Here is a 20,538-nt window from a genome sequence, read left to right as displayed (position 1 = left end):
ACTCCTATCGAGCGACGGGGTGACGAGGGAAGAACGAAGATTATCACAACCGCAGCTGCAGGCCGCAGAGCCAGGATGCAAAGCGCGAACTACCGCAACCGATTCATCCCCGCGGATGGTGCTGCGCATGCAACGCCTGCAAGCGAGCCCGCGCCACGTGGGTGTAGATTTGCGTGGTGGACAGATCACTGTGCCCCAGAAGCATCTGCACCACACGCAGATCCGCGCCATGGTTGAGCAGATGGGTCGCGAAAGCGTGGCGCAAGGTATGCGGCGACAGCGACTTGGCGATACCGGCCACCTTGGCCTGATGCTTGATGCGGTGCCAGAAGGTCTGCCGAGTCATCTGCTCGCCGCGCAAACTGGGGAACAGCACATCGCCTGGTCGCCCGCCGAGCAGAACCGGCCGCGCCTCGCGACAATAACGCTCGACCCAGCGGATCGCTTCCTCACCCATGGGTACCAGGCGCTCTTTACTGCCCTTGCCGAACACACGCACCACACCCTGACGCAGATTGACCTGCTCCAGGGTCAGGCCAATCAGCTCACTGACCCGCAGCCCGCAGGCATACAGCACCTCGAGCATGGCGCGATCACGCAGCCCGATGGGATCACCCAGATCGGGCGCCGCCAGCAGTGCCTCGACATCTGCCTCGGACAGAGACTTGGGCAACGGCCGACCGAGCTGCGGCATATCCACCTGCAAGGTCGGGTCGGTTTCGATCACTCCCTCACGCAGCAGAAATCGATAAAAACCGCGCATCCCGGAAATCAGCCGCGCCGTGGAGCGCGCCTTGTAGCCCTCATTCATGCGCCAGGCAAGATGATCGAGCAACACGTCGCGCCCCACTGCCTGCAGCTCGACGTCGCGACCTTGCAGCCAACCGTTGAGCAAAGCCAGATCACTGCGGTACGCCGACCGGGTGTGCACGGAAAGGCCTTTCTCCAGCCACAACGTCTCGATGAAACGCTCGATCAGCGGATGGTCGACTGCAGACATCGGTTACCCCTGAAACAGCAAAGGTTTGGCGGCGCCAGTGGCACGCGCACGATCAGAAACCAGGCAGCACCGGCACCGGCTTGCCGTCCTCGCCCATGGCCACGAAACTGAAGGCCCCGCGAATGGCAAGTTCACGGCGGGCGCCATACATGTCCTCGACGAACACGTCGACCTGCACCTTCATGCTGGTGTTGCCGACCGCACTCACCCGACCGACCAGTTCGACGATGGTACCGGCAGGAATCGGATGGCTGAAGTCGATACGATCGGAGGACACCGTGACCAGCGGCAGTCGGCAGAAACGGGTGGCAGCAATAAACGACACCTCATCCATCCATGCCATGGCAGTGCCGCCAAACAGGGTGTTGTGATGATTGGTGGTCGGCGGAAACACCGCCTTGGCCACGCGCGTTTCGGAAAGTTCGGTACGCCGCTGGATTTCCTGCTCTCTGGGAGTCATCACTCAGAACCTGCTCACAACGTTGGTGTGCGTATTGGATACGAAAATCGCACCTACACCTAATAGGAAAGGCCTCTACAAGGCGGAAGCGGGCGGTGGATGCAGAGCTTTCTTTTTGTAGGAGGGGCTTTAGCCGCGAGCTCTTTACGCCTAGCTAGGAAAAATCGAGGCTAAAGCCTCTCCCACAAAAGCTCTGCTCACCGTCCGCTCCCGCCACGCTGCTGCCACTTCAACAAACGCCAGAAACGAAAAAAGCAGCACAAGGCTGCTTTTTTCGTGAGGGAAGCGTGGCTTAAGCCAGCTTCTCCTTGATGCGTGCTGCCTTGCCGGACAGGTCGCGGAGGTAGTACAGCTTGGCCTTGCGAACATCACCACGACGCTTGACAGACAGGCTGTCAACCAGCGGGCTGTAAGTCTGGAAAGTACGCTCAACGCCTACGCCGCTGGAGATCTTGCGCACGGTGAAGGCGCTGTTCAGACCACGGTTACGCTTGGCGATTACTACACCTTCGAACGCCTGCAGACGCTGACGGTCACCTTCCTTTACTTTTACCTGGACGACTACGGTATCGCCCGGGGCAAAGGTAGGGATCTCTTTACCCATCTGCTCAGCTTCGAGTTGCTGAATGATTTTGTTGGTCATGCTGCGCTCCTAAGACGGGCCGTCAGGCCGGCCATCGATACATTAGTTATCGTCCTGCTGGCGGATGTATTCCTCCAGCAGCTTTTTCTCTTCCCCAGAAAGCGAGCGGCTATCCAGAAGATCGACACGACGTTCCCAGGTACGCCCCAGGGACTGCTGCAAACGCCAGCGCCGGATGTGTTCGTGGTTGCCGCCAAGCAGCACCTCAGGAACACGTTTATCCGCATACACCTCCGGACGGGTGTAATGCGGGCAGTCGAGCAAGCCATCCGTGAAGGAGTCTTCCTCGGCCGAATCTGCATGACCCAATGCACCAGGCAAAAGGCGCGTTACCGCATCGATCAGCACCATGGCCGGCAGCTCACCGCCGGACAGGACGTAGTCGCCAATCGACCATTCCTCGTCGACATGCGTTTCGATGAAACGCTCGTCGACGCCTTCGTAGCGGCCAGCGATAAGGATCAAACGCTCCTCCTTCGCCAGCTCGCGTACCGCCGCCTGCGTCAGCGGGCGGCCTTGTGGCGAAAGGTAGATCACCTTCGCCTGACCGCCGCTGGCCTGCCTGGCATCAGCCAAGGCATCTTCGAGCGGCTTGATCTTCATCACCATGCCAGGACCACCACCGAAGGGGCGGTCGTCAACGGTGTGATGACGATCCGTGGTGTAACTGCGTGGGTTCCAGCAGGTCAGCTGCAACAGCTCCTGCTTGACCGCACGGCTGGTAATGCCGTAATCGCCGATGGCGGCGAACATTTCCGGGAACAGCGTAATGACATCGACGCGCAAGCTAGGCATGGCGTCAGAAATCCGCATCCCAGTCGACCCGCATCTCGCCAGCCTCGAGGCTGATCGACAACACACACTGCTGCGTATAAGGCAACAGGCGCTCGCGATCATCGAGGCTGCCGATGCACGGCTTGACCGCCATCACATCATTGGCACCGGTCTCGAACAGATGATCGATCTTGCCGAGCAATTGCCCTTCTTGATCGATGACGCTAAGACCTTCCAGCTGATACCAGTAGAACTCGCCGTCTTCCAGTTCCGGTAGCTGGCTGCGGGGAACGCAGATCTCGAAGCCGGCGTATGTACGCGCAACCTCACGATCATCGAGCCCTTTCAGCCTGGCGACCAGAACCTTGCCCTGCAAACGTCCACCAGCCAGTTCAACCTGTTTCACCTCGCCATCGCGCCGCAGCGTCCAGCGAGGGTAGTCGAGCACGTTATCCAGAGGATCGGTAAAGGAAAACACCTTCACCTCACCCTTGACGCCATGCACCGAGACAATCTTGCCAAGAACCATCAGATCCTCGGCGGGAGCCGGCGTCGTGCTCATAAAGTGCTTAGGCAGCAGCCTTGGCAGCTTCTTTCAGCAGCTGAGCAACACGCTCAGACGGCTGCGCGCCCTGGCCCAGCCAGTAGGTAGCGCGTTCTTGATTTACGGACAGCTTGATTTCAGCACCCGAAGCGACCGGATTGAAGAAGCCAATACGCTCTACGAAGCGACCGTCGCGCGCATTGCGGCTGTTGGTCACGGTCAGGTGGTAGAAGGGGCGCTTTTTGGAGCCGCCACGAGCGAGACGAATAGTTACCATGTGAACATCGTTCCTGTAGTCGGTGCTAACTTGAGGCACACATCAAAATGGGCCTAGGCCCGAAAGGCCGCATATTCTAAGGATTATGCGGCTGTTTGCAAATCTCTTTTTCCGCCGGCCGTCGATAGACCGGCACAGAAGCTTCAGAACTTCGGCATACCGCCGCCCGGCATCATACTGCCCATGCCGCGCATCATCTTGGCCATGCCGCCTTTGGCGGTGAATTTCTTCATCATTTTCTGCATTTGCTTGTGCTGCTTGATCAGCCGACCAATGTCCTGCACCTGAGTGCCAGAACCTTGGGCAATGCGGCGCTTGCGCGAACCGCTGATGATCTCGGGATCACGGCGCTCGGCAGGCGTCATGGAGTTGATGATCGACTCCATCTGCTTGAATTGCTTTTCCGCCGCACCCTGGGCACCGCCCATCTGCGACAGGTTGACGCCCCCCATCTGCGGCAGCTTGTCCATCAGGCCGCCAAGGCCGCCCATGTTCTTCATCTGCTGTAGCTGGTCACGAAAATCTTCGAGATCGAAGCCCTTGCCTTTCTTCAGCTTCTTGCTGAGCTTCTCGGCCTTGTCACGATCGAGGGTCTGTTCGGCCTGTTCGATCAGGCTGAGCACGTCACCCATGCCAAGGATACGCGAGGCAATCCGCTCGGGATGGAACGGCTCAAGCGCGTCGCTTTTCTCGCCCATACCGATGAACTTGATCGGCTTGCCGGTAATCGCACGAACCGACAGCGCGGCACCACCCCGCGCATCGCCGTCGACCTTGGTCAGCACGACGCCAGTGAGCGGCAGGGCGTCATTAAAGGCTTTGGCCGTATTGGCAGCATCCTGACCGGTCATGGCGTCGACCACGAACAGGGTTTCCACCGGCTTGACCGCTGCGTGAAGGGCCTGAATCTCGGCCATCATCTCGGCATCGATGGCCAGACGACCGGCGGTATCCACCAGCACTACATCTATGTACTTGAGCTTGGCCTCGCGGATCGCCGCTTCAGCGATAGCGACCGGCTTCTGAGTGATATCAGATGGGAAGAACGTCACCCCGATATCGCTGGCCAGAGTTTCCAGCTGCTTGATCGCGGCGGGGCGGTAAACGTCCGCGGACACCACCATCACGCTCTTTTTCTTACGTTCCTTGAGGAACCGTGCCAGCTTGCCAACGGTGGTGGTCTTACCTGCACCCTGCAGACCGGCCATCAGTACAACCGCCGGCGGCGTAGTGCTCAGGTCAAGGTCTTCGTTGGCCGCACCCATGAGGCTTTCCAGCTCCAGGCGCACGATCTTCACGAACGCCTGGCCAGGCGTCAGACTCTTCGATACCTCAGTGCCGACTGCGCGATCCTTGACCCGGGCGACAAAATCCTTGACCACAGGCAGGGCCACGTCGGCCTCGAGCAGCGCCATGCGCACTTCGCGCAGGGTGTCCTTAATATTGTCCTCGGTCAGCTTGGCCTTGCCAGTGACGCTGCGCAGGGTCTGCGAGAGGCGATCTGTTAAATTTTCGAACATGCGCGTTCCTATCGGGCCGGATGTGCTGGCAACAAACGTCGGATTATAACGGAGACTGCCCTGCTGTTGAGGCTTCTTTATCGGAGCCCTTGCGACATATGAGACCTGATAGCGCTTGCGGTCTTTTGGCGACAACCGTTGTGTGCCACACTCAGCGCCTTTCAGGCCTAGTCATTCAGGATCTATGCACCCTCTGTTGCCCAGCCTCGCCGCAGCCATTTTCTATTTTGGCGCCGCCAGCTACCAAGGCCTGCACCTGACCCGTCGCAGTACACCCAGCAAACGCGTGCTGGCGCTTCTCGGCGTCATTGCCCTGTTCTTCCATGGTGGCAGCCTGTTCATGCAGATGCATAACAGCACCGGCCTGACCCTGGACTTCTTCAACGCTGCCAGCCTGATCGCCTATACGGTGATCGTGCTCATTCTGCTGGCCAGCCAGCGCATGCCGGTGGAAAACCTGCTGCTGTTCCTCTTCCCCCTCGGTGGCCTCACGGTACTGTGCGCCCAGTTCATGCCCAGCGGCACCACTCAGCCGCTCGAAGAAGGTCCGGGTATCCTCGCCCATATCCTGCTGTCGATCATGGCGTACGGCATGCTGACCATCGCCATGTTCCAGTCGCTGCTGCTACTGGTGCAGGATCACCAGCTCAAACACAAGCATCCGTCCGGGCTGATCCGCAACTTCCCACCCTTGCAGACCATGGAGAGCCTTTTGTTCGGCTTCCTGTGGTGCGGCTGGGCGCTGCTCTCGCTGTCGCTGCTGTCCGGGGCAATCTTCATCGATAACCTGTTCACCCAGCACCTGGTGCACAAGACCATTCTGTCCTGCTTCGCCTGGGTGGTGTTCGCTGTGCTGCTGTGGGGCCGTCACCAGCTTGGCTGGCGTGGGCACAAGGCGATCCGCTGGACGCTGGCCGGGTTCTGCCTGCTGATGCTGGCATTCTTCGGCAGCAAGCTGGTTCGCGAATTCATCCTCCACATCTGATCGTGGACACACCCTCTCCCCTACCCCAGCTAGCGCTGCTACTTGTGCTGCTGGGCTGCGCCGCGTTCTTTATCTGCGCGCGTACCGTGCTGTTCAGCCTCAATCGCTATCGCCTGCGCCACCGAGCCCGCCAAGGCCATCGTGCCGCTGCTCGGCTGATCCGCCTACTGGATCAACCACAGCGCCTCTCGGCCACCCTGCGTATCGGCACCATCTGCAGCACCATGGCCGCCTCGGTGGCCGCCACTCTGCTCGCGCTGAACCAGGGCGGCACCGCGACTCTGGCCATTTCACCGTTCCTGCTGACCCTGGCCGCCCTGATGCTGGCCCATCCGCTCGGGCGCGTACTGGCCATTCTGCCGGCGCCGCTGTTCGCCTACCCGGCAAGCCGCCCGCTGACGCTCTTCAGCACACTGCTGTCACCGCTGACCCGCCTGCTGCTGAGCATCAGCCAGGCGCTACGCAGCAGGATCGGCAAACCCGCGCCAGGCCAGCACGATGACCTCAGTCTCGAAGAGCTGCGCAGCGCACTGCAGGCCGACGACCTGCCACTGCCCAGCGAAAGACGCGCCATGCTGCTCGGTGTGCTCGAACTGGATCGGGTCAACGTCGACGACATCATGATTCCCCGCCACGAAGTCACCGGCATCGACCTGCACGGCAGCACGCCATTGGCCGAGCAGATCCGCAACGCCTCGCACACCCGCCTGCCGGTGTATCGCGACAGCCTCAACCAGACCGAAGGCATCCTGCACATGCGGCGCCTGGCGGGCCGTGGCGAGCTGAACGAAAGCAGCCTGCTGCAGGCCTGCGATGCGCCCTATTTCGTGCCGGAGGGGACGACGCTGGCCACCCAGCTGGTGAATTTCCAGCAGCACAAGTACCGCACCGGTATCGTCGTCGACGAGTACGGCGAAGCCATGGGCATCGTCACCGTGGAAGACATTTTGGAAGAGATCGTCGGCGACCTGAGCACCGTGGAAACCGCGCACCCGAGCGAATTTCATGCGCTAGGCGATGGTACCTGGTCGATCAAGGGCAGCGCCTACATACGCGAAGTGAACCGCGGCCTGGGCTGGAGCCTGCCGGTCGACGAGATCGAAGACCGTCAATGGCCTGGTGACGGAAATATTGGAGAACATCCCGGACAGCGCCGTATGCCTGCAGGTCGGCCGCTACCGCCTGGAAATCCTCAAGGCCAGCGGCAGCCGGGTACTCGAGGTACGGGCCTGGGAGGCCCTGCAGAGGTGAAGCAGCCAGCAGGAGCAGTACTCCCGCTGACTCTAAGTTTTAGAACCTTTTGAAAGTCTCGCGAGCTAGAGCAATGCAAGGCAAAAACAGGCGAGGAAGCAGAGTGTACTTTTGTACATGAGCATTCCGAGCCTGTTTTTAACGCAGCAGTGCCGACTCGCAGCAGACTTGAACAGGTTCTTACAGCTCGACGTTCACCGCCTGCGCCGAACGCAGCGCCTTGGCGCGTGCAGCCTCCAGCGACTCATCACGGGCCAGCGCCACGCCCATGCGGCGCTGACCGCTGACTTCCGGCTTGCCGAACAGACGCAGTGCGGTATCCGGCTCGGTGAGCGCGGCGCCGAGGTTGCCGAAGCTGACCTGCTGCGACTCGCCTTCGACCAGAATCACCGCCGAGGCCGACGGGCCGAACTGGCGGATCGCCGGGATCGGCAAGCCGAGAATGGCCCGTGCATGCAGAGCGAACTCGGACAGATCCTGAGAAATCAGGGTCACCAGACCGGTGTCATGGGGGCGCGGGGAAATTTCGCAGAACCACACCTGATCACCCTTGACGAACAGCTCGACGCCGAACAGGCCACGGCCACCGAGAGAACCGGTCACGGCCAGGGCGATGCGCTCAGCCTCGGCGCGTGCGGCCGGGCTCATCGCCTGAGGCTGCCAGGACTCCTGATAGTCGCCCTTCTCCTGACGGTGACCGACCGGTGCACAGAAGGTGGTGCCGCCGACGTGGCGCACGGTCAGCAGGGTGATTTCGTAATCGAAGTCGATGAACCCTTCGACGATCACCCGGCCTTTGCCAGCACGACCGCCAGCCTGAGCGTAATCCCAGGCCTTCTGCACGTCATCGGCGCCCTTGAGCACCGACTGGCCCTTGCCCGACGAACTCATGATCGGCTTGACCACGCAGGGGAAACCGATGGCGCTGACCGCAGCCTGGAACTCCTCGAGGGAGTCGGCGAACTGATACGGCGAGGTCGGCACGCCCAGTTCTTCGGCGGCCAGGCGGCGGATGCCTTCACGGTTCATGGTCAATTGCGCGGCACGTGCGCTAGGGATCACCGTGTAGCCTTCGTTTTCCAGCTCGACCAGCGTAGCGGTGGCGATCGCCTCGATCTCCGGCACGATGTAATGCGGCTTCTCCAGCTCGATCACCGCGCGCAACGCCGCGCCATCGAGCATGCTGATCACGTGGCTGCGATGCGCCACCTGCATGGCCGGAGCGTTGGCATAACGGTCGACGGCGATGACTTCGACGCCGAGGCGCTGCAGCTCGATCACCACTTCCTTGCCGAGCTCACCCGAGCCACACAGCAACACACGGGTCGCGCTAGGCGACAGGGGGGTTCCGATACGGGGCATAACAGGATCCTTGGGTAGCAGGAGAATTCACAGGCTGTGTGAAAACTACTGCGCTCGGTCATGCGGCGTTAAAAACCAGCTCAAAATGCTCATTTACAACTCGTAAACTGCGCTTTTTCGCCGGTTTTTGCCTTGCCTGACCTTCGCTCGCTACGTTTTCACACGGCCTGTTCAGGCGGCGATTTTAATCACGGCAGGCGCCGACCGCGAACTAAATCGCTGCACCGTCAATCGGCAAGGCAGCGCAACGGCTCTGAATCGAGGTGTTTCGCCGGCGGCAGGCGGATGCTTGCCAGGGGCATTATTGATCTCGCGAATTGCCATGGATCAACGCGGCAAGATCACGCGTCAGCTACGCTCAAAGTGGATGCCGCCGCTGCGTCAGTAACACACGCAGCGGCGCAGCTCCTGGCAGGCAAGACTTCCAGAGGAGGCATCGCCATGGACGCGTTCCACATCATGATCGTGCTTTTGGTCAGCGGCTTTCTGCTGCTGGGAATCGGCTTCAACAACCGCGAGCAGGAATGGGGCATCTGGCTAACCGGCCTGGGCGCGCTGTCGATGTTTGCGCCACTGTTCTTCAAGGTGTTCATCGAGTTCGGCTGAGGCGTGCAGTTTCGAGCCTGCTCGAAAACCTGATCAGTCGCCGCTCTGCCAGCGTCGGGCGGATGCCTGGTCGCTCTCCCGTCCTTCGACCCAGCGCGGGCCGTCGGCGGTGTCCTCTTTCTTCCAGAACGGTGCCTGGGTCTTCAGGTAGTCCATGATGAACTCACAGGCCTCGAACGCCGCCTGTCGGTGCGCACTGGCTACGCCAACGAAGACGATTGGCTCGCCCGGCTCCAGCCGGCCGACACGGTGAATCACTTCGACGCCCAGCAGCGGCCAGCGCTCGCGCGCCTGGGACTCGATACCGGCCAGAGCCTTTTCCGTCATGCCGGGGAAGTGCTCGAGATACATCCCCGCCACATCGCGGCCATCGTTGAAATCACGCACGTAGCCAACGAAACAGGCCACCGCACCGACACCGGTATTGGCCGCATGCACGGCATTGGTCTCCAGCCCCGGATCGAAAACCGCCTGCTGTACACGAATGCCCATCTCAGCCTCCGGTAACCGTGGGGAAGAACGCCACCGCGTCGCCATCGACCAGCGGTTCGCTCAGCGCGCAGAGCTCTTCATTGCGTGCGCACATCAAGCCGCGCTCGGCGAGCACTTCCCACACCCCGCCGCGCGCCAGCAGGTGCAGACGCAGCTCGTCGAGGGTGGCAAAGCCGGGTTGCAGTTGTTCGGCATCCAGACCGAGGGTTTCGCGGTAACGGGCGAAGTACTGCACGCTGATCATCGCTCGCCCTCGTCTGCCAGGAAGTGGCCGCTCTTGCCGCCGACCTTTTCCAGCAAACGCACCTGCTCGATGACCATGCCGCGATCCACCGCCTTGCACATGTCGTAGATGGTCAGCGCGGCGACGCTGGCAGCGGTGAGCGCTTCCATTTCCACCCCGGTCTGCCCGGTGAGTTTGCAGCGGGCGCGAATCAGCACGGCGTCATTACCGTCGGCCTGCAGCTCGACCTTGACGCTGGTCAGCATCAGCGGGTGGCACAGCGGAATCAGATCCGAGGTTTTCTTCGCGGCCTGAATGCCGGCAATGCGTGCTACGGCGAAAACGTCGCCCTTGGGATGCTCGCCGTCGACGATCATCTGCAGCGTCTCGGTACGCATGCGTACGCGAGCCTCGGCCACGGCCTCGCGTATGGTCTGCGCCTTGTCGCTGACGTCGACCATATTGGCGCGCCCCTGGGAGTCGAGATGGGTGAGCACGGGCAATCTCCGAATGAATGATGCGGAGATTGTAAGCCTCAACCCTCAGGCTTCAAGCCAAAAGAGCGTGACGAGGTTGCAGCTCTCGTCACGCTTGCCACTCGAGACAGGTTGCCTGCCGCTACATATGGCTTTCCGCGTACTCGGCGAGTATCGAGCGTGGAACGCCCTGCAGGGTGATGTGCACGCCGTGCTCGAAGCCTTTGAACCGCTCAGTGAGGTAGGTCAGGCCTGAGCTGGGTGCCGACAGATAGGGCGTGTCGATCTGCGCCAGGTTGCCCAGGCAGATCACCTTGGAACCACTGCCGGCGCGGGTGATGATGGTCTTCATCTGGTGCGGGGTGAGGTTCTGACACTCGTCGATAAGGATCAGGCTCTGCTGGAAGCTGCGTCCGCGGATGTAGTTCAGGGATTTGAACTGCAACGGCACCTTCTGCAGGATGTAGTCGACGCTGCCGTGGGTGTTCTCGTCGTCCATGTGCAGGGCTTCGAGGTTATCGGTGATAGCGCCCAGCCAGGGCTCCATCTTCTCGGCCTCGGTACCGGGCAGGAAACCGATCTCCTGATCCAGCCCCTGTACCGAACGGGTGGCGATGATGCGCCGGTAGCGCTTGTTGACCATGGTCTGCTCGATGGCCGCCGCCAGGGCCAGGATGGTCTTGCCGGAACCGGCGGCGCCGGTCAGGTTGACCAGGTGGATATCGGGGTCGAGCAATGCGTAGAGCGCCAGCGCCTGATAGATGTCCCGCGGCTTGAGGCCCCAAGCCTCCTGGTGCATCAGCGGCTCCTGATGCAGATCGAGAATCAGCAGTTCGCCGCCTTCAGCCTCTTTGACCCAGCCGACGAAACCCTGCTCGTCGATGATGAATTCGTTGACGTTGACCCCCGGCAGTTCCTCGCTCAACTGCACGCGATGCCAGGTGCGGCCATGGCCCTGACGGGTATCGACCTTGGCGACACGGTCCCAGAAGGCGCCTTCGACGTTGTGATAGCCCTTGGAGAGCAGCGAGATGTCGTCGACCAGTTGGTCGGTGTGATAGTCCTCGGAATCCAGACCGCAGCCACGCGCCTTCAGGCGCATGTTGATGTCCTTGGTCACCAGCACCACCGAGGTGCCCGGCCGGCGTGATTTCAGTTCGACCAGCTGGTTGATAATCTTGTTGTCGTTGAGGTCTTCCGGCAGCCAGGTAACCGGCGCCGCACTCTTGCTCATGAGAATCGATAGAAAACCGCGGGGATCGTTCTTGCCACGCTGAATCGGTACACCGTGCTCGACTTCCTCGGGGCTGGCGCCATCGAGGATCTTGTCGATCAGACGAATCGCCTGGCGACACTCGGCGGCGACCCCCTGCTTGCCGGTTTTCAGCTTGTCGAGTTCCTCCAGCACGGTCATCGGAATGGCGACGTGGTGTTCTTGGAAATTGAGTAGCGCGTTGGGATCGTGAATCAGGACATTGGTGTCGAGGGCATACAAGGTTGGGGCGGTGGGCTTGATGCGTCCGTGGTCATCCATACTCGTCACCTCTTGTCGGATCCAGCGACGGAATGCCAGGACGGCGCTCCGCCACACAGGGCCACCGACTCCCCGATAAGCGGGGAGGTACAAACGGATGAGGGCCAAGGGCCGCCACCTGTCTGCAGGGTTCGGCGGTCTTTCAAGGCGTGGCCTGCGACGGTGGATCATCATGATCGGTTCGCGGCAAACCACAGTTCGTTGATACTCCAAAAAATGTGACAGGAAAATGATCTTTTCAGATTTTTGAAGTTTATTTTTCGGTTAGACGAATGACGCTTGGCGCTCGCGCAGCTCGCCGCTAAAGTCCTAAGTCCTGCTGCAGCGCGCCGTCAGGCAAATCGCCCCACCATCTTCCCCGCTCAGTCACTGCACGTGCCACCGAATCGGCTAGAATCGGCGCTCCGCTGAAGGAGACGCCCCAATGCTGATGGTGATTTCACCCGCCAAGACCCTGGATTACGACACCGCGCCGGTGACGTCACGCTTCACCCAACCCGAGTTCCTCGACCACTCCCAGGAACTCGTCGCCCAGCTGCGCGAATTCTCCCCCGCGCAAGTCGCCGAGCTGATGCACCTGTCGGACAAGCTCGCCGGCCTTAATGCCGCACGCTTCGGCAGCTGGACACCGGCCTTCGACACGCAGAACGCCAAACAGGCACTGCTGGCGTTCAAGGGCGACGTGTACACAGGTCTTGATGCCGAAAGCTTCGCTGAGGCGGATTTCGACTTCGCCCAGCAACACCTGCGCATGCTTTCCGGCCTGTACGGTCTGCTGCGCCCGCTGGATCTGATGATGCCCTACCGCCTGGAAATGGGTACCAAGCTGGCCAATGCCCGCGGCAAGGATCTCTACGCCTTCTGGGGCGAGCACATCAGCGAGTGGCTGAACGAAGCCTTGCAGGCCCAGGGCGACGACGTGCTGCTCAATCTGGCGTCCAACGAGTACTTCGGCGCGGTCAAGCGCAAGGTACTCAAGGCGCGCATCATCGATACCGAGTTCAAGGACCTGAAGAACGGTCAGTACAAGATCATCAGCTTCTACGCCAAGAAGGCCCGCGGCCTGATGGCTCGCCACGTGATCCGGGAGCGCCTGAAGAACCCGCAGGATCTCAAGGACTTCGACGACCAGGGTTACCGCTTCTCGGCCAAGGACTCCAGCGCCGACAAGCTGGTATTCCTGCGCGATCACGCCCCGGACTGATCTCGCCAGAAACATCCGCCAACCCCTGCGCACGTGCCGAGGCAACCGGGCTTGTGTAGGATTGGCCTACATTCGACGTTCAAGGTCCAGCGATGATTTTCGGCGCGATTCTGGTACTCAGCTGGTTCATCCTGCTGATCCGCTACCCGGCCAAAGCCCTGCCCATTTCCCTCGCCGCACTGGTCGGCCTGGGGCTGGTGTCGAGCTGGGTGCTGTGGCAGGAGAGCCGCGAGAATCGCCACCTGGCTCACCTCGAGCTGCGCCTGAGCCATGCGCCGCAAAGCTGCCCGGCAGATCGCCCGCTGAGCGTGCACCTGCACAACGGTAGCCAAGCCGCACTGCTGGAGCTGCGTTGGCAGGTAGCCGCCTACCGCCCTGGCGACAGCGTCAACCTGGCGCAGCGGCTTTACGAAACCCCGCGTTACAGCGGCCCTGGCGAATTGCTGCCGGGGGCCGACTGGCAAACCTGCCTGCCCCTGCCTACCCTGCGTAGCGGCTATCGCGCCAGCACCCTGGAGTTTCGTGCCGAACAGCTGCAAGGTACGTTCAGCCGCTGACCGGCACCTGAAAATATCCAGATAACAACAAGCACAAGGATTGCCCATGAGCCACCCCACGGTTCTGATCACCGGCTGTTCCAGTGGCATCGGCCGCGCACTGGCGGACACCTTTCTGCAGCAGGGCTACCAAGTCTGGGCCAGCGCCCGTAAAGAGGAAGACGTGGCACGCCTGAGCGCAGCCGGCTTCAACGCCGTGCAACTGGACGTGAACGACGCCGACGCTGTCGAGCGACTGGCCGTGACGCTCAAGGAACGCATCGGCGGCCTGGACGTACTGATCAACAATGCCGGCTATGGCGCCATGGGCCCGCTGCTCGATGGCGGTGCCGCAGCGATGCGCCGGCAGTTCGAAACCAATGTGTTCTCCATCGTCAGCGTGACTCGGGCGTTGTTCCCGTTGCTGCGCCAGAACAAAGGGCTGGTGGTGAACATCGGCAGTGTATCCGCCTTATTGGCCACCCCGTTCGCAGGCGCCTACTGCGCCTCCAAGGCTGCCGTCCACGCTCTTAGCGACGCCCTGCGCCTTGAGCTCGCGCCTTTCGGCGTCGGCGTGCTGGAAGTGCAGCCGGGCGCCATCGAATCAAGCTTCGGCACTCAGGCCAGCCGCCAGGCCGAGCAGTTGATCAGCGAGCATTCGCCCTGGTGGCCCATGCGTGACGGCATCCGTGCCCGCGCCATGGCGTCACAGGACAACCCGACGCCGGCCAGCCATGTCGCTCGTAATGTGTTCGCCGCCGTGAACAGCGGCAAGCGACCACGGATCATACGCCTGGGCAATGGCTGCCGCGCACTGCCGCTGCTCGCCGCCCTGCTACCGGGCGCACTGCTGGATCGCATATTGAGCCGCCGCTTCGGTCTGGATCGCGCCTTGTAGAACCCGGCGCCAGCGGCGAGACTCAAAGCTCCACCTTTGCACCGAGCCGTGCCGCCATGCCCCCATCCCATTCTTCCGTCGCCATGACTCGCTACGCCGTCATCGGCGTGGTCGCAGCCGTGCTGCTCAACCTGCTGCTGCGCAGCTTCGTCAAACTCGGCGGCGTGCTGGCAACACTGGTGATCGCCGCCAGCGTGGCGGCGATCATGGCCCTGCTGTTCGCCTGGCAGCAGCGTCGCCCACCAACCCGCGGTGAACGGCGCCGCCTGGTGTGGCTGTACGGCGGCATGCTGGCGCTGCTGTATGTCGGCCTGTTGACCATGATGACGCTGCAGGACGAGCCCAGCCCGATGGGCGTGGTGATCTTCGCGCTGCACTACCTGAGCTATCCGCTGCTCGCGCAAATGCTCTTTTCGGAACGAATATTCAAAAGAATGCCCTGATCAAGCGGCACTTGCGGGACGATCGCGGCTCTACACTCGTTACCAATAAGCCTGATCGGAACGTCGATGAGAACCAGCCGGCACCTCAAAACCCAGGAGCAACGCATCATGTTTGCGCTGCTCGCTGCGCTGTTGATCGTGCAGATCGTCATTTATCTGGTCAGTGTGCGTACCAATCGCGGCATCGTTGAAGACACCACTGCCACGCAATTGGCAACCACCGCTCAAGTGGTCGACCAGTTGTTTGAACTACGCCACCGTCAGCTGACTCAGGGTGCAGCCGTGCTAGCGGCGGACTACGGCCTCAAGGAGGCCATTGCCATTGGCGAGCGAGCGACTATCGAATCCATGCTGCAGAATCATGGCCGCCGCCTGCAGGCCGATATCGCCGTGCTCAATACCCTCGACCGGCAACTGATCGCCAGTGTCCCCAGCGAGCTGCAACAGGCCGATATCGTTCCCCTGCTCAAGGCCGCCGCACAATCCGGCAGCGCTGACGGGCAGATGCCTATCGCCATGCTGCGCAGCCAGAGCGGCGTGCTCTACCAATTGATTCATAGCGTGGTGAGCATGCCTACGCCGCAGGCCGAACTCACCCTGGGTTTCGCCGTCGACGACAAACTGGCCGGTGAGCTGAAGCGGGTCACCGACACCGAATTCGCCCTCCTCTCGCGCGGCGAGAATGGCGCCTGGCAATTGCATGGCAACACCCTGAGCAGCACGTTCGACCGCTTGCTAGGCAATCCATCCGCGCTGATCGATGGTGCCACCTGGCGGCTGCAAGACGAGGGCAATGAATACCTGATGCGCTCGGTCTCACTCGCCAACATCAATGCCCAGGGTGCCAGCGAAGTACTGTTGATCATGGGTAAGTCTCTGGGCCAGACCATGGCCGCCCACGAGCGCATCGAGACCTTCCAGCTTTATCTGCTACTCGCCAGCCTGCTGCTTTCGGCGTTGGTGGTGCTGCTGGTCAACCGGCACTTGCTGCGCCCGCTCAACACTTTGGCCTACCTGGATGCGCTGACCGACCTACCGAACCGTCGCCTCTTCGACCACAGCGTCGCCAACGCCTTGGGCGCCAAAGGGCGGCGCACCTCCTTCGCGCTGATGATGATCGACCTCGATCATTTCAAACAGATCAACGATCGTTACGGTCACGCCGCCGGAGACGAGGTACTCAAGGTCAGTGCCAAGCGGCTGCGTGGCCTGCTAAGACGTGTCGACATGCCGGCGCGCCTCGGTGGCGACGAGTTTGCAGCGCTGCTGCCGGGCCTCGATCGCGCGGCGGCGATTCGCTTGGGGCAGCGCATTGAGGAGGCCCTCAGCGAGCCAATCGTCTTCAATCAGCAGACCCTGCAAATCGGTATCAGCATCGGTATCGCCATCGCGCCCCAGGACGGTGAAACCGCCAGCGATCTGCTGCGCATGGCCGATGACGAGATGTACGCCGACAAGGCGCAGCGCGAGAGCGAGTCGGTCTGAAAAGTCGAACACCCACTCGATAGCCCGGTCGCACCTGAAGTCCTTCTCGGTAAACAGGCACATTCATGGAGTACATCGACTGGCTGCAATGGCCGGCTATGTTGGTCACCGTCGTGGCGGCCTGGCTGATCGCTTCGAAACAGCGCCAGCGGCGCAACCTGGGCTTCTGGGTATTCATGGCCAGCAATCTGCTGTGGATCATCTGGGGTCTCTACAGCCACGCGTATGCGTTGATCGTGCTGCAATTGTGCCTGGCAGCCATGAACATTCGCGGCGCCATCAAGACCGAAGACAAATAAACGCGGCACCGCGATGACAACGCAGGTCAGTGTTAGACGTGCCTTGGTGCGGACACGTCAGCCGCATCTGATCTGCCAATCCCGCTCAGGCTGTGAGACCATCGACGGCTTGCCATCGTATTCATCGCCCCATGCCGAAGCTTGCTTTTGACCTCCGAGACGTAGCCTGATGCCAGACATCCTGCACCTGCAGCAGGCCGACTGGCGCGGCGATTTCGATGACGGTGCGCTGCGCCGCGGCCAGGACTACGCCACCCGCGGGCTCAGCCGCCTGCTCAGCCTCAAGGATCACAGCCTGCTCGCCAGTTGCCTGGGCAGCGGCGAACGGCCGTACCAGCAACGCATCACCCTGCATCCCTACGGACAGGGCTGGGGAGTGACGGGTAACTGCAGTTGCCCAGTGGGTTTCAACTGCAAACATGTCGCCGCCGCCCTGCTCACCCTCGAGGCGCGCCAGCGCTCCGGTGAGGATCTGGGCTCGTTGATCGTCGTCGAAAAGCCCATGGAAGAAACTCGCATCGACAATGTGCCGCCGATCCCCGTGCTGACCTTGGGCAGCCATGTACGCGTGCACTTCGATGCGCGCAAGGGCCGCATGCTGGAACAGACCCAGCACCGCGCAGCACTGGCCTTCGACTATCAGGGCCACAGCGCAGCGGGCAAGCCGGCCAAGGATCTGCTGTATCGCCTCGGCCCGACCCATCAGTTGCGCATCGTACGTGATGGGGCCCGCGAAGCCGAGCTGCGTCATCGCCTGGAAGAAGGCGGCCTGCGCACGGCCCTGCGGCAGAGCGAGGCGCTCGCCCAGCATCCCGGCGAACACTTCGAACTGCAGGGCGACGCAGCCTGGCTGGCCTTCATGCAGCAGCAGGTACCGGCCCTGCGCGAAGAAGGCTGGCGGGTCGAGGTGCAACCTGATTTTCAGTACAACCTGGCACAGATCGACGACTGGTACGCCGATGTCGATGAGGTTCCCGAACAGGGCTGGTTCGATCTGGAACTGGGGATCGAAGTGGAAGGTCAGCGCATCAGCCTGCTGCCTATCCTGCTCCAGGCCATCCGGCGCACGCCCTGGCTACTTTCCGGTGAAGCCCTGGCTCAGCGCCAGGACGGCGAAATGCTGCTGGTCACCCTGCCCCACAGCCAGCGCCGCGTAGCCCTGCCCTATGCACGGCTCAAGCCGCTGCTGGCAGCGCTCGGTGAACTGTTCATCGGTGATGGTGAAGACATCGGCACCCGGGTGCGCCTGCCACGCGCCGATGCAACGCGCCTCAACGTGCTGCAGCAGGGCCCCGAGCTGAACTGGCAGGGTGGCGCCGATCTGCGCGATTTCGCCCAGCGTCTGCAGCACACCACGCTGCAGCCGGTCAGCGCGCCGGACGGCCTGGCGGCACAACTGCGCCCCTATCAGTTGCAGGGGCTGGGCTGGATGCAGGCCCTGGCCGAACTCAAGGTAGGCGGCGTGCTGGCCGACGACATGGGCCTCGGCAAGACACTGCAGACCCTGGCGCATATCCTCCTGGAAAAACAGAACGGCCGCCTGCAGCAACCGGCCCTGATCGTCATGCCCACCAGCCTGATCCCCAACTGGGAGGATGAAGCCGCAAGATTCGCCCCGAGCCTCAAGGTGTTGGCCTTGCACGGTGCCAAGCGCCGCAGCCAGTTCAAGCTGATCGCCGAACACGACATCGTGCTCACCACCTATGCCCTGCTGCCGCGCGACCTCAAGACGCTGACCGCGCAACGCTTCCACCTGCTGATCCTCGACGAAGCCCAGAGCATCAAGAACCCGCGCAGCAAGGCCGCTCTCGCCGCCGGGCAGATCAACGCGCAACAGCGCCTGTGCCTGAGCGGTACGCCGCTGGAAAACCACCTGGGCGAGCTCTGGTCGCTGTTCAACTTCCTGATGCCGGGCTGGCTCGGCGACAGTAAGAGCTTCACCCGCGACTACCGCACGCCCATCGAGAAGCATGGCAACGAGCAGCGCCTGGCGCATCTGCGTGGGCGTATCAAACCCTTCGTGCTGCGCCGCAAGAAGGAACAGGTCGCCCGCGAGCTGCCGCCGAAAACCGAGATCACCCAATGGGTGGAACTGACACCGGCGCAGCGCGATCGCTATGAAATTCTGCGCCTGGCCATGGATCGCAAGGTGCGTGAGGAAATCACCCGGCAGGGCCTGGCCCGCAGCCAGATCGTCATCCTCGAAGCGTTGCTGCGTCTGCGCCAGGTGTGCTGCGACCTGCGCCTGCTGGATGAAGCCCCGGAAGAACTGAGCAGCAGCGACTCCGGCAAGCTCGGCAGCCTGCTGGAAATGCTCGAAGCGCTGATCGGCGAAGGCCGTCGGGTGCTGTTGTTCTCCCAGTTCACCTCGATGCTGGCGCTGATCGAAGCCGAGTTGCAAACCCGCGGTATTGCCTATGCCAAGCTCACCGGCAGCACCCGTGATCGCCGCACGCCGGTACAGCAGTTCCAGGCTGGGCAGTTTCCGGTTTTCCTGATCAGCCTCAAGGCGGGCGGCTCGGGCCTAAACCTCACCGCCGCCGACACCGTGATCCACTTCGACCCCTGGTGGAACCCCGCAGCGGAAGCCCAGGCCAGCGATCGCGCCTACCGGATCGGCCAGGACAAGCCGGTGTTCGTCTACAAGCTGATCGCCCGGGGCAGCGTCGAGGAGAAGATCCAGCAACTGCAGCACGCCAAGGCCAGCCTGGCGCGCGGCCTGTTGGAAGAAGGCGGCAGCCAGGCGCAATGGCAGCTCAGCGAAGACGACCTGCAGGCGCTGTTCGCCCCGCTGAGTGACTGAAGGGCGTAACTACTTCTCCGAGTAGTTATCGCCGACCACGTCGCCTGTCGAATCGATGGCCTTGCTGGACGGAAACTTGTACGAGGCAAAGCGTACCGCCAGCACCGACAGGGCCAGGAAGAAGATACCGCCACACAGGTACAGCAGGCCGATATCCGGCGCCTTGTGGTGCGATACATCGCCGATCAGGTAACGGGTCAACGCAGTGATGGCGATGTACAGCAGAAAGCGGATCGGCAGGTGGTTGGTCTTGAAGTAGATGCCGACCATCGCTCCCAGCTCCAGGTAGATGAACAGCAGCAGAATGTCGTCCACGCTGGCACTGCCCTTCTCAAGCATGCCCAGGAAGGCCGCGACGGAGGCCCAGGCAGTTGCCCCGCCGATCACGAACAGGCCCAGGTAGTGGAAGCCCTCGACGAACAGGTTGCCGATCGAATTCGCGCCCTTGTGCATCCGCTTGCGGCTGTTATCTACCCACTTCATACGCTTCCCCTTGATGATTGATGCAGCCGAAACGCAAACGCGGCCATCATCAGGCTGTGTGGAAACTACTGCGCTCGGTCATGCGGCGTTAAAAACCAGCTGGAATGCCAGCCCAGTCAAAATGCTCATTTACAACTCGTAAACTGCGCTTTTGACTCACTACGTTCGCCCTACGGGCCAGCCTTCGGCTGTTACTCCGCTGCGCTACGTTTCGCCGGTTTGCGGGGGCGCCCAGCCCTT

Annotated in this window: 23 protein-coding genes; 10 read left to right on the top strand and 13 right to left on the bottom strand. The window is 61.7% G+C overall.

Features of this window, described 5'->3' with window-relative positions:
• Positions 1–103: 103 nt before the first annotated feature.
• From xerD to ffh, 7 genes are all read right to left on the bottom strand, one after another.
• Complete coding sequence (xerD, locus tag K5Q02_RS10375; protein WP_225838916.1) at positions 104–1,000, bottom strand: site-specific tyrosine recombinase XerD; 897 nt, start codon at positions 998–1,000, stop codon at positions 104–106.
• Between the two features lie 52 nt (positions 1,001–1,052).
• A complete protein-coding gene (locus K5Q02_RS10370) occupies positions 1,053–1,460 on the bottom strand; it encodes an acyl-CoA thioesterase (protein WP_225838915.1) in 408 nt (135 codons plus the stop codon).
• 292 nt (positions 1,461–1,752) lie between these two features.
• A complete protein-coding gene (rplS, locus tag K5Q02_RS10365; RefSeq protein ID WP_225838913.1) occupies positions 1,753–2,103 on the bottom strand; it encodes a 50S ribosomal protein L19 in 351 nt (116 codons plus the stop codon).
• Between the two features lie 42 nt (positions 2,104–2,145).
• On the bottom strand, positions 2,146–2,898 hold the full coding sequence (gene trmD / locus K5Q02_RS10360; RefSeq protein WP_225838911.1) for a tRNA (guanosine(37)-N1)-methyltransferase TrmD: 753 nt from the start codon (positions 2,896–2,898) through the stop codon (positions 2,146–2,148).
• 4 nt (positions 2,899–2,902) lie between these two features.
• On the bottom strand, positions 2,903–3,439 hold the full coding sequence (rimM, locus tag K5Q02_RS10355) for a ribosome maturation factor RimM (RefSeq protein ID WP_225838904.1): 537 nt from the start codon (positions 3,437–3,439) through the stop codon (positions 2,903–2,905).
• A 7-nt stretch (positions 3,440–3,446) separates the two neighbouring features.
• Entirely contained in the window at positions 3,447–3,698 is a 252-nt protein-coding gene (rpsP, locus tag K5Q02_RS10350; RefSeq protein WP_042555419.1) for a 30S ribosomal protein S16, read from the bottom strand.
• Positions 3,699–3,841: 143 nt separating this feature from the next.
• Complete coding sequence (ffh, locus tag K5Q02_RS10345) at positions 3,842–5,218, bottom strand: signal recognition particle protein (RefSeq protein WP_225838903.1); 1,377 nt, start codon at positions 5,216–5,218, stop codon at positions 3,842–3,844.
• A gap of 184 nt (positions 5,219–5,402) precedes the next feature.
• Here ffh and K5Q02_RS10340 point away from each other — a divergent pair, with 184 nt between their 5' ends.
• Positions 5,403–6,203: a cytochrome C assembly family protein gene (locus K5Q02_RS10340; RefSeq protein WP_225838901.1), complete on the top strand. Its 801-nt coding sequence runs from the start codon at positions 5,403–5,405 to the stop codon at positions 6,201–6,203.
• Between the two features lie 2 nt (positions 6,204–6,205).
• Positions 6,206–7,507: a CNNM domain-containing protein gene (locus tag K5Q02_RS10335; protein WP_442963980.1), complete on the top strand. Its 1,302-nt coding sequence runs from the start codon at positions 6,206–6,208 to the stop codon at positions 7,505–7,507.
• A 127-nt stretch (positions 7,508–7,634) separates the two neighbouring features.
• Here K5Q02_RS10335 and purT read toward each other — a convergent pair whose 3' ends face one another.
• Positions 7,635–8,816 (bottom strand): formate-dependent phosphoribosylglycinamide formyltransferase, encoded by a 1,182-nt coding sequence (gene purT, locus K5Q02_RS10330; protein ID WP_225838899.1) that lies wholly within the window; start codon positions 8,814–8,816, stop codon positions 7,635–7,637.
• Positions 8,817–9,257: 441 nt separating this feature from the next.
• Between purT and K5Q02_RS10325 the strand changes: the two genes are divergently transcribed.
• Complete coding sequence (locus K5Q02_RS10325; protein ID WP_225838897.1) at positions 9,258–9,422, top strand: hypothetical protein; 165 nt, start codon at positions 9,258–9,260, stop codon at positions 9,420–9,422.
• 33 nt (positions 9,423–9,455) lie between these two features.
• Here the strand turns inward: K5Q02_RS10325 and moaE are convergent, their stop codons facing one another.
• The 4 genes from moaE to K5Q02_RS10305 form a co-directional block, all read right to left on the bottom strand.
• On the bottom strand, positions 9,456–9,914 hold the full coding sequence (gene moaE / locus K5Q02_RS10320; RefSeq protein WP_225838896.1) for a molybdopterin synthase catalytic subunit MoaE: 459 nt from the start codon (positions 9,912–9,914) through the stop codon (positions 9,456–9,458).
• A gap of 1 nt (position 9,915) precedes the next feature.
• Complete coding sequence (locus K5Q02_RS10315; RefSeq protein ID WP_225838894.1) at positions 9,916–10,158, bottom strand: MoaD/ThiS family protein; 243 nt, start codon at positions 10,156–10,158, stop codon at positions 9,916–9,918.
• The gene (gene moaC, locus K5Q02_RS10310) at positions 10,155–10,634 is read right to left on the bottom strand and encodes a cyclic pyranopterin monophosphate synthase MoaC (protein WP_225838892.1); all 480 of its coding nucleotides are present in this window, start codon (positions 10,632–10,634) and stop codon (positions 10,155–10,157) included. The genes K5Q02_RS10315 and moaC overlap by 4 nt, the downstream gene beginning before the upstream one ends.
• Before the next feature lie 121 nt (positions 10,635–10,755).
• Entirely contained in the window at positions 10,756–12,147 is a 1,392-nt protein-coding gene (locus tag K5Q02_RS10305) for a PhoH family protein (RefSeq protein WP_225838890.1), read from the bottom strand.
• Positions 12,148–12,571: 424 nt separating this feature from the next.
• Here K5Q02_RS10305 and yaaA point away from each other — a divergent pair, with 424 nt between their 5' ends.
• The 7 genes from yaaA to K5Q02_RS10270 all read left to right on the top strand — a co-directional run bounded on the left by yaaA (position 12,572) and on the right by K5Q02_RS10270 (position 19,815).
• The gene (gene yaaA, locus K5Q02_RS10300) at positions 12,572–13,351 is read left to right on the top strand and encodes a peroxide stress protein YaaA (RefSeq protein WP_225838888.1); all 780 of its coding nucleotides are present in this window, start codon (positions 12,572–12,574) and stop codon (positions 13,349–13,351) included.
• 92 nt (positions 13,352–13,443) lie between these two features.
• On the top strand, positions 13,444–13,908 hold the full coding sequence (locus K5Q02_RS10295) for a multidrug transporter (protein WP_225838886.1): 465 nt from the start codon (positions 13,444–13,446) through the stop codon (positions 13,906–13,908).
• A gap of 46 nt (positions 13,909–13,954) precedes the next feature.
• On the top strand, positions 13,955–14,785 hold the full coding sequence (locus K5Q02_RS10290) for an SDR family oxidoreductase (RefSeq protein ID WP_225838884.1): 831 nt from the start codon (positions 13,955–13,957) through the stop codon (positions 14,783–14,785).
• A 56-nt stretch (positions 14,786–14,841) separates the two neighbouring features.
• Positions 14,842–15,228 carry a hypothetical protein gene (locus K5Q02_RS10285; protein WP_225838881.1) on the top strand — a complete coding sequence of 129 codons (387 nt, stop codon included), beginning with the start codon at positions 14,842–14,844 and terminating at the stop codon, positions 15,226–15,228.
• Between the two features lie 108 nt (positions 15,229–15,336).
• Positions 15,337–16,713, top strand: coding sequence for a GGDEF domain-containing protein (locus tag K5Q02_RS10280; protein WP_225838879.1), 1,377 nt, complete (start codon positions 15,337–15,339; stop codon positions 16,711–16,713).
• A 65-nt stretch (positions 16,714–16,778) separates the two neighbouring features.
• A complete protein-coding gene (locus tag K5Q02_RS10275) occupies positions 16,779–17,012 on the top strand; it encodes a hypothetical protein (protein ID WP_225838866.1) in 234 nt (77 codons plus the stop codon).
• Positions 17,013–17,181: 169 nt separating this feature from the next.
• Positions 17,182–19,815 (top strand): DEAD/DEAH box helicase, encoded by a 2,634-nt coding sequence (locus K5Q02_RS10270; RefSeq protein WP_225838864.1) that lies wholly within the window; start codon positions 17,182–17,184, stop codon positions 19,813–19,815.
• A 9-nt stretch (positions 19,816–19,824) separates the two neighbouring features.
• On the opposite strand, the gene K5Q02_RS10265 is transcribed toward K5Q02_RS10270, so the two are convergent.
• Positions 19,825–20,298 carry a phosphate-starvation-inducible protein PsiE gene (locus tag K5Q02_RS10265; RefSeq protein ID WP_225838863.1) on the bottom strand — a complete coding sequence of 158 codons (474 nt, stop codon included), beginning with the start codon at positions 20,296–20,298 and terminating at the stop codon, positions 19,825–19,827.
• Between the last annotated feature and the right edge of the window lie 240 nt (positions 20,299–20,538).

Source organism: Pseudomonas sp. MM211 (assembly GCF_020386635.1).
In the GTDB taxonomy this organism is placed as follows: Bacteria; Pseudomonadota; Gammaproteobacteria; order Pseudomonadales; family Pseudomonadaceae; genus Aquipseudomonas.
Note: the sequence above shows the minus strand (reverse complement) of the source record. Positions and strands in the feature narration are given on the sequence as shown.

Coding starts and splice junctions, on each gene's coding strand:
- K5Q02_RS10280 (WP_225838879.1), top strand. CDS start 15,337: ATGTTTGCGCTGCTCGCTGCGCTGTTGATCGTGCAGATCGTCATTTAT.
- K5Q02_RS10340 (WP_225838901.1), top strand. CDS start 5,403: ATGCACCCTCTGTTGCCCAGCCTCGCCGCAGCCATTTTCTATTTTGGC.
- K5Q02_RS10325 (WP_225838897.1), top strand. CDS start 9,258: ATGGACGCGTTCCACATCATGATCGTGCTTTTGGTCAGCGGCTTTCTG.
- moaE (WP_225838896.1), bottom strand. CDS start 9,914: ATGGGCATTCGTGTACAGCAGGCGGTTTTCGATCCGGGGCTGGAGACC.
- rpsP (WP_042555419.1), bottom strand. CDS start 3,698: ATGGTAACTATTCGTCTCGCTCGTGGCGGCTCCAAAAAGCGCCCCTTC.
- K5Q02_RS10315 (WP_225838894.1), bottom strand. CDS start 10,158: ATGATCAGCGTGCAGTACTTCGCCCGTTACCGCGAAACCCTCGGTCTG.
- K5Q02_RS10265 (WP_225838863.1), bottom strand. CDS start 20,298: ATGAAGTGGGTAGATAACAGCCGCAAGCGGATGCACAAGGGCGCGAAT.
- yaaA (WP_225838888.1), top strand. CDS start 12,572: ATGCTGATGGTGATTTCACCCGCCAAGACCCTGGATTACGACACCGCG.
- K5Q02_RS10270 (WP_225838864.1), top strand. CDS start 17,182: ATGCCAGACATCCTGCACCTGCAGCAGGCCGACTGGCGCGGCGATTTC.
- rplS (WP_225838913.1), bottom strand. CDS start 2,103: ATGACCAACAAAATCATTCAGCAACTCGAAGCTGAGCAGATGGGTAAA.
- xerD (WP_225838916.1), bottom strand. CDS start 1,000: ATGTCTGCAGTCGACCATCCGCTGATCGAGCGTTTCATCGAGACGTTG.
- purT (WP_225838899.1), bottom strand. CDS start 8,816: ATGCCCCGTATCGGAACCCCCCTGTCGCCTAGCGCGACCCGTGTGTTG.
- trmD (WP_225838911.1), bottom strand. CDS start 2,898: ATGCCTAGCTTGCGCGTCGATGTCATTACGCTGTTCCCGGAAATGTTC.
- K5Q02_RS10295 (WP_225838886.1), top strand. CDS start 13,444: ATGATTTTCGGCGCGATTCTGGTACTCAGCTGGTTCATCCTGCTGATC.
- K5Q02_RS10305 (WP_225838890.1), bottom strand. CDS start 12,147: ATGGATGACCACGGACGCATCAAGCCCACCGCCCCAACCTTGTATGCC.
- rimM (WP_225838904.1), bottom strand. CDS start 3,439: ATGAGCACGACGCCGGCTCCCGCCGAGGATCTGATGGTTCTTGGCAAG.
- K5Q02_RS10275 (WP_225838866.1), top strand. CDS start 16,779: ATGGAGTACATCGACTGGCTGCAATGGCCGGCTATGTTGGTCACCGTC.
- K5Q02_RS10285 (WP_225838881.1), top strand. CDS start 14,842: ATGCCCCCATCCCATTCTTCCGTCGCCATGACTCGCTACGCCGTCATC.
- K5Q02_RS10290 (WP_225838884.1), top strand. CDS start 13,955: ATGAGCCACCCCACGGTTCTGATCACCGGCTGTTCCAGTGGCATCGGC.
- ffh (WP_225838903.1), bottom strand. CDS start 5,218: ATGTTCGAAAATTTAACAGATCGCCTCTCGCAGACCCTGCGCAGCGTC.
- K5Q02_RS10370 (WP_225838915.1), bottom strand. CDS start 1,460: ATGACTCCCAGAGAGCAGGAAATCCAGCGGCGTACCGAACTTTCCGAA.